The sequence below is a fragment of the Sphaerospermopsis sp. LEGE 00249 genome (genome assembly GCF_014299995.1).
Taxonomy (GTDB): domain Bacteria; phylum Cyanobacteriota; class Cyanobacteriia; order Cyanobacteriales; family Nostocaceae; genus Sphaerospermopsis; species Sphaerospermopsis kisseleviana.
In genome coordinates this window covers 24,197-37,432 of record NZ_JACJUZ010000053.1, presented here as the reverse complement: position 1 = coordinate 37,432, position 13,236 = coordinate 24,197, and the positions used below count along the sequence as shown (strand labels likewise).

Below are 13,236 nucleotides of genomic sequence, written 5' to 3'. Positions count from 1 at the left end.
TTGTATGTGTCAACAAATTAGTTATGTTCATTGGATGGAAGATATCATGAGATGTTGACATTTTCACCCTTAATAGGACTACTATAACTGAATATGTAAACTTTTGTAACGACATTCAACATTTCTGCTAATAAATATGCCATTATGATTTATTCCTGCTGGTTTTAACTGTAGTTTCATAATTTGCTATAAATCATCTTTCTTTAGAAAATTCTCGATAATTGGCACTATTCTATTAATTAATCAATCTTTGTTTGATTGGGATTTCTCCCCAATTAATATTAATCATTCTCTTCTCTTGGTGTATATTGTAATTTTAGCTTAATTGTAACTTAATTTCAGTTTAAATACAAACATTAAGCATTCACAAACTATTAAACCATTAATAAAAATACTCCGGTCCTTACCACGGTTACGACGGATTCGCAATCTTCGCTCGTGACATGGATTTGGCACTCAACAGCCCAACCTGGGGATTAATCGGCGCTCCCTGGAACAAGTCTGCAAAGAAAGCTTTAAGAAAAGCTACAGCAGCAGTCTAGGTAACAACAGAGTAGGGGCAACCCTGGCCGGATAGGAAAAGTCTGGGGTTTCGCCCCAGGGGGAGTAGGGAATTCAAGATTCAAAATCAAAAATTCTAAGTTTTGAATTTTGCATTCTGAATTTTGAGCCACATTCCCCACTCTCCACCAAAAACGAGCGGGAAAACCCCGCCTCTACCCCACCAAAAAATCACTGAAACACAACACACAGCAAGCTTGGAGAACTAGAAATGCCTCAGAATCCAGAAAATATTAAAGACCACGTTGAGCTATTCCACCAGCCAGAATACCAACAACTGTTCCAAAACAAGAAAGAATTTGAAAACGCTCACACCCCCGAAGAAGTTCAACGGGTTGCAGAATGGACAAAGACCTGGGAATATCGTGAAAAGAACTTCGCTCGTGAAGCTTTAACCGTTAACCCCGCTAAAGGTTGTCAGCCTTTAGGTGCTATGTTCGCTGCTGTGGGTTTTGAAGGCACTCTTCCCTTCGTTCAAGGTTCTCAAGGTTGTGTTGCTTACTTCCGTACACACTTAACCCGTCACTATAAAGAACCATTCTCCGGCGTTTCTTCTTCCATGACTGAAGACGCTGCGGTTTTCGGTGGTCTGCAAAACATGATTGATGGTTTGGCTAACGCTTACGCATTGTACAAACCCAAGATGATCGCAGTTTGCACCACCTGTATGGCTGAAGTTATCGGTGATGACTTAGGTGCGTTTATCACCAACGCTAAAAACGCTGGTTCAGTTCCTCAAGACTTCCCCGTACCCTTCGCACATACTCCTAGCTTCGTAGGTTCTCACATCACCGGTTACGACAACATGATGAAGGGCATTCTTTCTAACCTGACCGCAGGTAAGAAGAAAGCTACCAGCAATGGCAAAATCAACTTCATCCCCGGTTTTGACACCTATGTAGAAAACAACCGTGAAGTTAAGCGCATCGCTGAATTGATGGGTATTGACTACACCTTGTTATCTGACAACAGTGATTATGTTGACGCACCTAACGATGGTGAATTCAATATGTACCCCGGTGGTACAAAGTTAGAAGATGCAGCAGACTCCATCAACGCTAAAGCTACTGTTGCTCTTCAAGCTTACTCCCTGAGCAAGACCCGTGAATACATTGCTAAGGAATGGAAGCAAGATGTTTGTGTTGCTCGTCCTTGGGGTATCAAGGGTACAGACGAATTCTTGATGAAACTCAGCGAACTAACTGGTAAGCCCATTCCTGCTGAATTAGAAGTAGAACGTGGTCGTGCAGTTGACGCTATGACCGACTCCCATGCTTGGGTACACGGTAAGCGTTTCGCTATCTACGGTGATCCTGACCTAGTTTACAGCGTTGTTAGCTTCATGTTAGAAATGGGTGCTGAACCTGTACACATTTTGGTTCACAACACCAACGAAGTATTTGAAAAAGAACTGCAAGCACTGTTAGATTCTAGCGAATTTGGTAAAGACGCTAAAATCTGGGGTGGTAAGGACTTATGGCACTTACGTTCCTTGTTGTTCACCGAACCCGTAGACTTGTTAATCGGTAACTCCTACGGTAAGTACCTGTGGCGTGATTGTGGTGTACCTTTAGTAAGAATCGGTTATCCCATCATGGACCGTCACCACTACCACCGCTATGCAACCATCGGTTACAAAGGTGTAATCAACTTGTTGAACTGGGTTGTTAACACAATCTTTGAAGAAATCGATCGCAACACCAACGTTGCTGGTAAGACCGATATTTCTTACGACTTAGTACGCTAAGAATATCAACAGTCAGGTGTTAAAAAAACATCTGACTACTAGCAAAACAACAAAGAATAAATGGGGATTGGGTATTATTTCCCAATTCCCTATTCCAGTAAATCACAACAGGAATCGTAGGGGCGAAGCATTCGGAAAATAGCCTTCGACAAAAATTGATAATTAATCGCCCGAATGCTTCGCCCGTAGAGCAGTCAGAATAATTGAATGCTGATTACTGATTACTGATTACTAAATTGTAGTTATCTTAGGTTTGCATTATGGCATCTATTCCCCATTCTCATCCTCATCCTAACTATCATCCACCCAGCTACCAAAACCCCGGAAACTTTGACATTTTCCGTCCCCTGAGAAAATTAGTAGATGGTATCCAAGTTAAAAACTATCACCTAGCCCATCTAATTTGTCGAGTAATTCCCTGTTGTTGTCCTTTCGAGCGAGATATTAATTTATTTGGTCGCACTTTCCATATTCCCTCAATTTGTCAAATCAATCCTCTGTATAACGAAGTTGTCGGTTTACGATTTCGGTCCTTGTCATATCTTGTTGACGAATGTGGCGAAGATGTGACGCAATATATTTGCTAAACATCAATTATTATTCATTACCCATTACTTTTTTCTTGGTCATTAGTCATTCGTCATTAGTTATTAGTATTCAACTAAACAGAAGAGCAATTATCAAGAATTGATGTTATTAAAATTCAGTTACAGATAAATAGATATCTTTTCTGAAAATTTAACTGTGTAAATCTAATGTAAAGAGGAATTTTGCGGTAAGTCTATAGAGTTTTGCTGACATTTTAATTAATAAAAATCAACCCAGGCGAGACATAAATATGAAAATGACCCAAAGCAAAATTAACGAACTTCTGAATGAATCAGGATGCGAACATAATCAAAAAAAACAAGGAGAAAAGAAAAACAAATCCTGTACCCAACAAGCTCAACCTGGTGCTGCTCAAGGTGGTTGTGCTTTTGATGGCGCAATGATAGCATTAGTGCCTATTACCGATGCTGCTCATTTGGTACATGGTCCTATTGCTTGTGCTGGAAATTCTTGGGGAAGTCGTGGTAGTTTGTCCTCTGGACCAATGTTATACAAGACAGGTTTTACCACAGACTTAACAGAAAATGATGTAATTTTTGGTGGTGAGAAAAAACTTTATCAAGGCATTCTCGCAATTCACAAACGTTACAAACCAGCCGCCGTTTTTGTATATGCTACTTGTGTAACTGCTTTAATTGGTGATGATATGGAAGCAGTTTGTAAAGTAGCAGCCGAAAAAATTGGTGTTCCGGTTATTCCTGTTATTTCTCCTGGTTTTATCGGTAGTAAAAATCTGGGAAACCGCTTTGGTGGTGAATCATTATTAGATTATGTAGTCGGTACTGCTGAACCTGAATATACTACACCTTATGATATTAATTTGATTGGTGAGTACAATATTGCTGGGGAAATGTGGGGCGTTTTACCTTTATTTGAAAAGTTAGGTATTCGCGTTTTATCTAAAATTACTGGTGATGCTCGCTATCAAGAAATTACTTATGCTCACCGCGCTAAATTGAATGTGATGATATGCTCAAGGGCATTATTAAACATGGCGCGGAAAATGGAGGAACGTTACGATATTCCTTACATTGAAGAATCATTTTATGGTATAGATGATATTAATCGTTGTCTGAGAAATGTCGCTGCAAAATTAGGAGATCCTGATTTACAAGCACGGACAGAAAAATTAATTGCTGAAGAAACAGCAGCGTTAGATATTGCCCTTGCACCCTATAGAGAAAGACTTAAAGGTAAACGAGTGGTACTCTATACTGGTGGTGTAAAAAGTTGGTCAATTATTTCTGCCGCTAAAGATTTAGGAATAGAAGTTGTTGCCACCAGTACCCGCAAAAGTACAGAAGAAGATAAATCCAAAATCAAGAAATTGTTAGGCAATGATGGCATTATGTTAGAAAAAGGAAATGCCAAAGAATTGCTCAAGTTAGTGGAAGATACTAAGGCTGATATGTTAATAGCTGGGGGAAGAAATCAGTACACAGCATTAAAAGCCAGAATCCCATTTTTAGATATTAACCAAGAACGTCATCATCCCTATGCTGGTTATATGGGAATGGTAGAAATGGCACGGGAATTATACGAAGCTTTGTATAGCCCAATTTGGGAACAAATTCGTAAACCCGCACCTTGGGAATAAATTAAAAATTGATAATGGATAATTGATAATGGAAAATTATTAATTATCAATTGTCAATTTTCAATTTTCAATTATTGAGATTATATTTATGGCACTTGTTACACTTCCAGAAAAATCTGTTTCTGTTAATCCCCTTAAACAAAGTCAAGCTTTAGGTGCATCTTTAGCTTTTTTAGGATTAAAAGGAACTATCCCTTTATTTCATGGTTCTCAAGGTTGTACTGCTTTTGCAAAAGTTGTTTTAGTTCGGCATTTTCGGGAAGCGATTCCTTTAGCTACTACCGCAATGACGGAAGTTACTACTATTTTAGGTGGTGAGGAAAATGTCGAACAAGCTATTTTAACAGTAGTAGAAAAATTACAACCAGAAATTATTGGTTTATGTACCACTGGGTTAACTGAAACTAGAGGCGATGATATTGAACGTTTTTTAAAAGAAATTAGAAAACGTCATCCAGAATTAGATCATTTAGCCATTATTTTTGCTCCCACTCCTGACTTTAAAGGTGCATTGCAAGATGGTTTTGCCGTTGCAGTAGAAAGCATTGTTAAAGAAGTTCCCAAAGCAGGAGGGGTAAAACCAGAACAAATCACAATTTTAGCGGGTTCTGCATTTACTCCGGGAGATGTTCAAGAAATCGAAGAAATGGTTAAATCCTTCGGTTTAGATCCTATTTTTGTGCCTAATTTGGGAGCTTCTTTAGATGGACATTTAGAGGATAATTATAGTGCTATAACTGCTAGTGGTACAACTCTCAAACAATTGCAATCTTTAGGTAGTTCTGCTTTCACTATTGCATTAGGTGAAAGTATGCGAGGAGCAGCTAAAATTCTCCAGCAAAGGTTTAACACAGACTACGAAGTTTTCAGAGATTTAACAGGTTTAGAACCTGTGGATGAGTTTCTACAAGCCTTATCTGTGTTAAGTGGAAATCCCGTACCAGAAAAATATTGTCGCCAACGTCGTCAGCTACAAGATGCGATGTTAGACACTCATTTTTATTTTGGTGCAAAACGGATTTCTTTAGCCTTAGAACCGGATTTAATGTGGTCTATGGTGCATTTTCTCCAGTCAATGGGGGCGCAAATTCATGGGGCTGTAACTACCACAAAATCACCTTTATTAGAGCATCTACCCATTAAAAATGTGACTATTGGCGATTTAGAAGATTTGGAAGATTTAGCAGTAGGTTCTGATTTATTAATTGGAAATTCTAATGTTAATACTATTGCTAAACGTCTTTCTATTCCTCTCTATCGTTTAGGTATTCCTATTTACGACAGATTAGGAAATGGCTTATTTACCAAGGTAGGCTATCGCGGTTCTATGGATGTTTTATTTGGTATTGGTAATTTGTTCATAGAACACGAAGAAGCGTTAATGATGAACCAGTGGAAACAGGTAATGGGTAACGGGTAATTATCTCGTTCCTAGTCTCTGACTAGGAATGCCATCACAGAGTCTCTGACTCTGGGATCACTAAAGGCAGAGCCTTTAAAATTCATTCCCATACAGAGTATGGGAACGAGAAATTCTCTATTCCCTGTTCCCTGTTCCCTGTTCCCTATTCCCTATTCCCTATTTCCTATTCCCTATTCTCTATTCCCTCTTTTTATAGACAAAGGACAAATGAAAGTGAAAATTGCATTTACGACAACTGACAGAATTCATGTTAATGCTCATTTTGGCTGGGCTAAGGAAATTGATGTTTATGAAATTTCCGATCAAGGATATGAATTTCTCGAAACTTTAACTTTTGATGGTGATCTTAAAGAAGATGGTAATGAGGATAAAATTACCCCTAAACTTGAGGCTTTAAAAGATTGTACAATAGTTTATGTAGTGGCTATTGGTGGTAGTGCGGCCGCTCGTTTAATTAAGCATGGTGTGACACCTGTTAAGGCGAAATCTGAAGAAGAAAAGATTGAAGAAATCTTGACTAAATTATTGCAAACTTTGAAAGGGAATCCTCCACCTTGGTTGCGTAAAGCTTTAGGTCAAAAGAAATCTAACTTTTTAGAGGAAATTGAAAACGAAGCTGCGATATGAGTGAAAATAATAGTGTGAACGGAAACGCAACAAGCACGATAATTTCTTCACCTTTTCTGAAAACATTAGTCCAACAAATTCGAGCTAATGATAGCTATGGATTTTACAAAAATTGGTCTGATGAATTGATTCTTAAACCTTTTGTGGTGACAAAACAAAAGAAAAAAGAAATTTCTACAGAAGGTGAAGTTGATCCAGCTACTCTTTCTCGCATTAATGCTTTTTTTAGAGCGATCGCCTCAAGCATAGAAAAGGAAACTGGATTACTTTCTAATGTGGTAATTGAATTAGGTCATGAAGGTTTTGGTTGGGCTTTAGTTTTTTCTGGACGATTATTATTAACTATTAAAACCTTACGTGATGCTCACCGTTTTGGTTTTGAATCTCTAGAAAAGCTGAATGAAGAGGGAGAAAAGTTTGTTGAAAAAGGAATTGAATTAGCCAAACGTTTCCCCGAAGTAGGCAATTTGTAATATTTGGTGATTGGTGATTGGGGACTGGGGACTGGGGACTGGGGACTGGGAAGAATACCCAATTACCCATTACCCATTACCAATTACCCATTACCAATTACCAATTACCAATCACCAATCACCAATGACCATTGAAGAACTGAAAACCACGATTAAAAAGCTAAATAGTAAAGCAGGTCAAATGAAAATGGATCTGCATGATTTAGCTGAAGGACTACCTACAGATTACGAAAAATTGATGGATGTTGCCAATGAGACTTACAAAATCTATCAAGAGTTAGATCAACTCAAGCAACAACTAAAAAAAATGGAGAACGGTAAATGACTGGAACTATTGAAGAATTTAAAAAAATCGTAGATGCAGAAGCTTATTTCCAGTTTTTTAATCTGCCTTACGATCAACATTTTGTCAATGTCAATCGGCTGCATATCTTAAAAAAATTCTCTCAATTTATGTATCAAATTGATGAGCAATATCCTAATCTAAGTGTAGCAGAAAAGTTAGAAAAATACAGCCAAGCTTTGCAACAAGCTTATCAAGTTTTTATAGAATCAACACCCCACGAACAAAAATTGTTCAAGGTGTTCAATGACAAACCAAAAAATGTAGTTACGCTAACAGAAATCACGTCTGACTAGGAGGTATAAATTGATCAACCTAACGCCTACCGAATTAGAACGCTATAGTCGCCAAATGATGCTGCCGAATTTTGGCGAAATAGCTCAAAAGCGCCTGAAGTCAGCGACGGTTCTGGTGACTGGTGTGGGGGGATTAGGTGGAACGGCGGCGCTTTACCTAGCAGTAGCGGGCGTTGGGCGGCTCATCCTAGTCCGGGGTGGTGATTTGCGTCTCGATGACATGAATCGTCAGATTTTAATGACTGATGATTGGGTGGGAAAACCAAGAGTTTTTAAGGCTAAAGAAACTCTGGAAGCTATTAATCCTGATGTGCAAATTGAGGCAATTCATGATTATATTACCCCCGAAAATGTAGATTCGTTGGTGCAATCTGCGGATATGGCTTTGGACTGCGCCCACAATTTTACCGAGCGTAATTTATTAAATGAAGCTTGTGTAAAGTGGCGTAAACCAATGGTGGAAGCAGCAATGGATGGAATGGAGGCTTACCTAACAACAATTATTCCTGGTGTAACTCCTTGTTTGTCCTGTTTGTTTCCAGAAAAACCAGATTGGGATCGCCGGGGTTTTTCAGTTTTAGGGGCTGTTTCTGGAACTTTAGCTTGTTTAACTGCTTTGGAAGCTATCAAGTTAATTACCGGTTTTAGTCAACCATTATTATCGGAATTGCTAACAATTGATTTCAGTAGAATGGAATTTGCTAAACGTCGTTCTCAACGCGATCGCAATTGTCCAGTCTGCGGTAATACAGCACCTTGGAGATATTCCCAATCTCAATCTTTATCAGTTTAAAGTTTCACCACCACAGTAATAATTAACCTACATCTGAAAATCAGAATAATCGCTACAGGAAACAAAATGACTGTTACTTTAACAGAAAAAGCAGAATTTCGTTTGCGGGCTTTTTTAAAAAGTTCTGCTGCGGAAGAAAATCAAGCTAAAAAAGGTATCCGCATCTCCGTTAAAAACGGTGGTTGTAGTGGCTATGAATATGGTATTGAAATTACCAATAAGCCCCAACCTGATGATATTGTCACCCAACAAGGTAACGTATTGATTTACGTTGACGCTAAAAGTGCGCCCTTATTAGAAGGTGTAGTCATTGATTTTATTGAGGGTGTCATGGATAGCGGTTTTAAGTTTTCCAACCCCAATGCAACTGACACCTGTGGTTGTGGCAAATCTTTTAAATCAGGAGATTGTTCACCTAACGGTGTACCTTGCAGCTAAAAAGATTTGGAACTTAGGAAAAAATAGATATGGAAACTTTTCTAAGTTCCATTCCATCACCTACAAATTTACAACTTTTCCGTAGACACACTCTACATTTTTTTGTGTACGGAAGAGATGATTTACCTTACTGAAAATGTAAACAGTAAGCAACCAAATTACAAGTTCTATTCAAATTTGAGGAGAAGTAAAACATGGCAACCTATAAAGTAAGATTGATCAACAAAAAAGAAGAATTAGACACCACAATTGACTGTGATGATGATGTCACAATTATTGATGCAGCAGCAGATGCAGGTATTGATTTACCAGTTTCTTGTCACGCTGGTTCTTGTTCTAGCTGTGTAGGTAAAATTGTTGAAGGTGAAATCAACCAAGATGATCAAAACTTCTTGGATGATGAACAAGTAGAAAAAGGTTTTGCTTTATTGTGCGTTACTTATCCCCGCTCCAACTGTACAATCAAAACCCACCAAGAAGCTTATTTGGTTTAATACAAAATTAGGGTTTAGCTTTGCTAATTAAACCCATAATTGAACTTTTACCATGATGGAGGATGTTTATCATCTTTCATCATTTCAAGTTTCACTTTTGACTTTTAATTATTGTTCGGCAATGTTTACTCCTTTTAGTGTAACTGGTTGCTCTTTGGAATTGCTCAAACCAGGAGAGATAGGAATTGTTACTGCCTGTCAAACTCAGGATAAAACTATTAGAAAGAAACTGATATCAATGGGTATTCATACAGGAACTAATATCACTGTTGAGCAGCATTTTCCGGCTTTTATAATTAAGGCTGGAAATGTATCAATGACTTTAGATCGGCAAACTGCACGGGCTATTTATGTGCGTGTGCTTGAGGGTGGAACTAATAGATTATTAAAATAAAAATAATTTTTGGTATTATATGATCCAAAAGACCGGAATATTGTATACTGTATAAATTACAGATTCAATAAACGTCGGTTGCTCATAAATATGCCATTACAAGAAATATCAAAATTAAAAGATAAAATTATCCTTGGTGATAACTTATCTGTTCTTAAACAAATAGAAAATGATACTTTTGATTTAATTATTACCTCACCTCCATATTTTCAGCAACGTAATTATGGTAATGGTGATTTAGAAATCGGTAATGAACCCACAGAAGCAGAATATTTAAACAATATACTAACTGTTTTTCAAGAATGTGTAAGAGTTTTGAAAAGCACAGGAGCAATTGTTTTTAATTTAGGAGATAAATATATTAGTGGCAGTTTATCTCTCATACCTTATAAATTTGCTATTCAAGCCACTGAAAATAATAATATTTTTGTGATTAATCAGATTACTTGGTCAAAACTTAACCCTACACCACGTCAGGATAAAAGAAAGTTAATACAAGCTACAGAACCTTTTTTTATATTCGCTAAATCTAAAGATTACTATTTTAATCTAGACAATTATTTACAACATTTAGATACATTCAATAAAACTGCAAAAACTAAACCATCAGATAAATTAGGTAAAAAATACCTGGAATTAATTAAAAATTCTGATTTGAGTGCAGAACAAAAATCAAATGCCATTAAAGCATTAAATGAGGCAATTTTAGCAGTGCATAATGGCGACATTGAAGGATTTAGAATGAAAATAAATGGCGTGCATAAGTTGGCTTATGGTGGTCAAGATGGGGGCAGAAATAACCAAATTAAAAATAATGGATTTACGATTATTAGGATTTTAGGAAACGCCATGAAAAAGGATATTATAGAAAGTCCGGTAGAAGTAACTAAAAATAATCATCATCCAGCCGTTTATCCTTTATATATTATTCAGGAACTTATTAAGTTATTAAGTAAAGAAGGAGATTTTGTCCTTGATCCTTTTTGTGGTAGTGCTACAACTTGTTTAGCAGCTAGAAATTTAAATCGTCATTATTTAGGAATTGAAATTAATCCTGATTATGTTAATCTAGCTAATAACCGTATGGCAGAATCTAATTTTCAACAACAGGAATTATTTATATGAAATATAATTATCAACAGGAAATAGAAATTTTAGAAAACTACTATCAACAAGCACTTGAACTGCTCGAAAATCAATCATTGACAGAAATTGACGAGGAAATCAAAAATAGTGTAGATGTTTTTATTCAAAAAATAGAAACTGATAAATCTTTAATTCAGGTAATTATTACCAGTTTACTCAAGAAAATCATTCAACCTGAACAAGATATCAGGTTACACATGGCTAAATTTCCAAATGGATATTCTGCAAGGGTGCTTGATACTAAGGTAACTACACCATTTTTCAAAAATAAATTTCCTAGATATGCTAATAAGGAAACTGCTTTTTTAACAAAAGCAACACGAGCAGAAATTATTTGGAATTTTGAGGAGGGAGTTAAATTGCCATTGAGAAGTAAAAGCTTGATTGAACCTTTTCTAAAATTGATTGATAAAATTGAAAATCAAAGTATTGATATTGAAGATTGTTTAATTTATATATTTACTCAATTGCATATTATTATACAATCTCAAGAAGCTGTTTTTACTGAAACTCTAGAAATTGCTGATTTTACAAATACTCTCAATATTGATATAGTTATGAAAATGCTAGAAAGGCATTTTGGAGAACCTCTAAGTTCTCGACTACCAGTGATTGCAATTTATGCTATTTATAAACAACTGTTTAAAAGCATTCGTAGATTTGAAAATAAAATATTACTCCCTTTAAATGTTCATACCTCTGCTGATAAACATGGTTATGGTGATATAGAAATTAATGATGAGAATAATCATCCATTTGAAATTTTAGAGATAAAACACAATATCCCTATAGATAGAAATATGATATTAGATATAGTTAAAAAATCTGCTGAGACAACAATCAAAAGATATTACATTCTGACAACATACAAAGATTGTTTTGTTAATCAAAATGAAGAAGAATATATTAAACAATTGGTTCTGAAGATTAAAAAAGAAACTGGATTAGAAATAATTGGGAATGGTATTATTAACACTGTAAAATATTATTTGCGATTTGTCGAAGATTATAATGAATTTATCAATACATATACAGGGGAGTTGATCAGAGATGCGAAAAACTCCACTGAAGTTAAAGATGCTCATATTCAAGCTTGGCAAATGATTGTACAGCAATCTCTATAGTGATGAATTATTTAAATTTGATAATAATTCTTATCTCATAAACCAATTATCATCTAAAACCTGCTCTAAAGAACCAATGGGATTTATGGGAAATGTATCCAGGGGAAGTTGAGAGCGATCGCTTGCTTCTTTTCTTGCTTCTTCATAACATTCCTCAAAGATTTCTAAAATATAAGGTTTCAAACTAGGACTATCTTTCAATTCTTTTTTTATTTGTCTGCGAAAAGTCCTGATTTCCCCTTTCCAATGTCCCTCATTACGCTCTCTTTCACTATCCCAATATTTAAGTTTTAACAAATGTTCGAGAAGTCTAATCAATAAACTTTCAATAGCTCGTTTCTGACTTCTACCCATAGTTTCTAATTCTTCAATTAAATTCTCTAAATCCACAGATGAAAATTGTCCAGCACGCAGTTGATTAATAGTTGTCCGCAACCACAAATAATAATCTTGTTCATATAAAGTTTGATTTGCTAATTCTACTGGTAACAGCATAAACTCACAGTTCCAATTTCACATTTACAATTTCTGATGTACTTCGTCAGTCTTCAATATATTGATAAGTTAACCAGGTTGTTAATTAATACCTAGATTATAACTATGATAACCCAAAAATGTATCTATTGACTACAAATGAAACATATATTTTGTCAAACCTCATATTTTCCGCTGCTGCCATAATTCAGAAATAGTATTTCTAGTCAATAATTTTTATATTTATTTAATGGAATTTTCCTAAATGTTTAACTAATAAATTTCATAATAAATCGTAATATCTGATATCAAAAACATCAAATATAATTTTTTGCTTCTGTCATCCACTTAACAATTTTTTAATCCGATTTATGGTCAAAAATGGGTGGATCTTTATAAATCATTCATATTTCCTGCTGACCAGAGTGATACTATATAAGTAAGCTAAATTGTTGGCAGTGAACCTAAACCTCAACAAGAAGCGATTACAGAGTAAATCCCAAACCTCTTACTTTGATCCCCAGTTAAACCACAACCAAGGTAAAGAGTAAGAACGGTAGATGAAAATATATAGAACCTGCGTAAATCTTATTTCTAAAATCACCGGATTCATGAAAATCTCTCAGATTATTAATAATTCGGTTTAGGAATGTTCACATCAAGTAATTGCTTTTTAGCCAGTAGTACATAACACGCC

Annotated in this window: 15 protein-coding genes; 14 read left to right on the top strand and 1 reads right to left on the bottom strand. The window is 35.9% G+C overall.

What is annotated here, in order from left to right; genetic code table 11:
• Nucleotides 1-772: 772 nt before the first annotated feature.
• The 14 genes from nifK (at nt 773) to H5968_RS17345 (ending at nt 12,065) form a co-directional block, all read left to right on the top strand.
• Nucleotides 773-2,308 carry a nitrogenase molybdenum-iron protein subunit beta gene (gene nifK / locus H5968_RS17410; protein WP_096568533.1) on the top strand — a complete coding sequence of 512 codons (1,536 nt, stop codon included), beginning with the start codon at nt 773-775 and terminating at the stop codon, nt 2,306-2,308.
• Between the two features lie 260 nt (nt 2,309-2,568).
• Nucleotides 2,569-2,895: a Mo-dependent nitrogenase C-terminal domain-containing protein gene (locus tag H5968_RS17405; protein WP_187040964.1), complete on the top strand. Its 327-nt coding sequence runs from the start codon at nt 2,569-2,571 to the stop codon at nt 2,893-2,895.
• 251 nt (nt 2,896-3,146) lie between these two features.
• Nucleotides 3,147-4,514, top strand: coding sequence for a nitrogenase iron-molybdenum cofactor biosynthesis protein NifE (gene nifE / locus H5968_RS17400; RefSeq protein WP_187040963.1), 1,368 nt, complete (start codon nt 3,147-3,149; stop codon nt 4,512-4,514).
• Between the two features lie 88 nt (nt 4,515-4,602).
• Nucleotides 4,603-5,934 carry a nitrogenase iron-molybdenum cofactor biosynthesis protein NifN gene (nifN, locus tag H5968_RS17395; protein ID WP_187040962.1) on the top strand — a complete coding sequence of 444 codons (1,332 nt, stop codon included), beginning with the start codon at nt 4,603-4,605 and terminating at the stop codon, nt 5,932-5,934.
• Between the two features lie 210 nt (nt 5,935-6,144).
• The gene (nifX, locus tag H5968_RS17390) at nt 6,145-6,564 is read left to right on the top strand and encodes a nitrogen fixation protein NifX (RefSeq protein ID WP_187040961.1); all 420 of its coding nucleotides are present in this window, start codon (nt 6,145-6,147) and stop codon (nt 6,562-6,564) included.
• Nucleotides 6,561-7,037: a NifX-associated nitrogen fixation protein gene (locus H5968_RS17385; protein WP_096568521.1), complete on the top strand. Its 477-nt coding sequence runs from the start codon at nt 6,561-6,563 to the stop codon at nt 7,035-7,037. Before nifX ends, H5968_RS17385 begins: the two co-directional genes overlap by 4 nt.
• Before the next feature lie 124 nt (nt 7,038-7,161).
• Complete coding sequence (locus H5968_RS17380; RefSeq protein WP_096572692.1) at nt 7,162-7,362, top strand: CCE_0567 family metalloprotein; 201 nt, start codon at nt 7,162-7,164, stop codon at nt 7,360-7,362.
• Nucleotides 7,359-7,676, top strand: a complete 318-nt coding sequence (gene nifW, locus H5968_RS17375; protein ID WP_187040960.1) for a nitrogenase-stabilizing/protective protein NifW — start codon at nt 7,359-7,361, stop codon at nt 7,674-7,676. The genes H5968_RS17380 and nifW overlap by 4 nt, the downstream gene beginning before the upstream one ends.
• Nucleotides 7,677-7,686: 10 nt before the next feature.
• The gene (locus H5968_RS17370; RefSeq protein WP_096568515.1) at nt 7,687-8,469 is read left to right on the top strand and encodes a HesA/MoeB/ThiF family protein; all 783 of its coding nucleotides are present in this window, start codon (nt 7,687-7,689) and stop codon (nt 8,467-8,469) included.
• A 66-nt stretch (nt 8,470-8,535) separates the two neighbouring features.
• Nucleotides 8,536-8,907, top strand: coding sequence for an iron-sulfur cluster assembly accessory protein (locus tag H5968_RS17365; protein WP_187040959.1), 372 nt, complete (start codon nt 8,536-8,538; stop codon nt 8,905-8,907).
• Nucleotides 8,908-9,101: 194 nt separating this feature from the next.
• A complete protein-coding gene (locus H5968_RS17360; RefSeq protein WP_096568510.1) occupies nt 9,102-9,401 on the top strand; it encodes a 2Fe-2S iron-sulfur cluster-binding protein in 300 nt (99 codons plus the stop codon).
• 97 nt (nt 9,402-9,498) lie between these two features.
• Nucleotides 9,499-9,795 carry a FeoA family protein gene (locus H5968_RS17355; RefSeq protein ID WP_370569782.1) on the top strand — a complete coding sequence of 99 codons (297 nt, stop codon included), beginning with the start codon at nt 9,499-9,501 and terminating at the stop codon, nt 9,793-9,795.
• Between the two features lie 90 nt (nt 9,796-9,885).
• Nucleotides 9,886-10,920, top strand: coding sequence for a site-specific DNA-methyltransferase (locus H5968_RS17350; protein ID WP_187040958.1), 1,035 nt, complete (start codon nt 9,886-9,888; stop codon nt 10,918-10,920).
• Nucleotides 10,917-12,065 (top strand): DNA methyltransferase, encoded by a 1,149-nt coding sequence (locus H5968_RS17345; protein ID WP_187040957.1) that lies wholly within the window; start codon nt 10,917-10,919, stop codon nt 12,063-12,065. Before H5968_RS17350 ends, H5968_RS17345 begins: the two co-directional genes overlap by 4 nt.
• 30 nt (nt 12,066-12,095) lie before the next feature.
• Here the strand turns inward: H5968_RS17345 and H5968_RS17340 are convergent, their stop codons facing one another.
• On the bottom strand, nt 12,096-12,560 hold the full coding sequence (locus H5968_RS17340) for a DUF29 domain-containing protein (protein WP_187040956.1): 465 nt from the start codon (nt 12,558-12,560) through the stop codon (nt 12,096-12,098).
• Nucleotides 12,561-13,236 lie beyond the last annotated feature (676 nt).

What these genes read in the sequence shown, in the direction of transcription:
- nifK (WP_096568533.1), top strand. Translation starts at nt 773, where the DNA reads ATGCCTCAGAATCCAGAAAATATTAAAGACCACGTTGAGCTATTCCAC.
- H5968_RS17405 (WP_187040964.1), top strand. Translation starts at nt 2,569, where the DNA reads ATGGCATCTATTCCCCATTCTCATCCTCATCCTAACTATCATCCACCC.
- nifE (WP_187040963.1), top strand. Translation starts at nt 3,147, where the DNA reads ATGAAAATGACCCAAAGCAAAATTAACGAACTTCTGAATGAATCAGGA.
- nifN (WP_187040962.1), top strand. Translation starts at nt 4,603, where the DNA reads ATGGCACTTGTTACACTTCCAGAAAAATCTGTTTCTGTTAATCCCCTT.
- nifX (WP_187040961.1), top strand. Translation starts at nt 6,145, where the DNA reads ATGAAAGTGAAAATTGCATTTACGACAACTGACAGAATTCATGTTAAT.
- H5968_RS17385 (WP_096568521.1), top strand. Translation starts at nt 6,561, where the DNA reads ATGAGTGAAAATAATAGTGTGAACGGAAACGCAACAAGCACGATAATT.
- H5968_RS17380 (WP_096572692.1), top strand. Translation starts at nt 7,162, where the DNA reads ATGACCATTGAAGAACTGAAAACCACGATTAAAAAGCTAAATAGTAAA.
- nifW (WP_187040960.1), top strand. Translation starts at nt 7,359, where the DNA reads ATGACTGGAACTATTGAAGAATTTAAAAAAATCGTAGATGCAGAAGCT.
- H5968_RS17365 (WP_187040959.1), top strand. Translation starts at nt 8,536, where the DNA reads ATGACTGTTACTTTAACAGAAAAAGCAGAATTTCGTTTGCGGGCTTTT.
- H5968_RS17360 (WP_096568510.1), top strand. Translation starts at nt 9,102, where the DNA reads ATGGCAACCTATAAAGTAAGATTGATCAACAAAAAAGAAGAATTAGAC.
- H5968_RS17350 (WP_187040958.1), top strand. Translation starts at nt 9,886, where the DNA reads ATGCCATTACAAGAAATATCAAAATTAAAAGATAAAATTATCCTTGGT.
- H5968_RS17345 (WP_187040957.1), top strand. Translation starts at nt 10,917, where the DNA reads ATGAAATATAATTATCAACAGGAAATAGAAATTTTAGAAAACTACTAT.
- H5968_RS17340 (WP_187040956.1), bottom strand. Translation starts at nt 12,560, where the DNA reads ATGCTGTTACCAGTAGAATTAGCAAATCAAACTTTATATGAACAAGAT.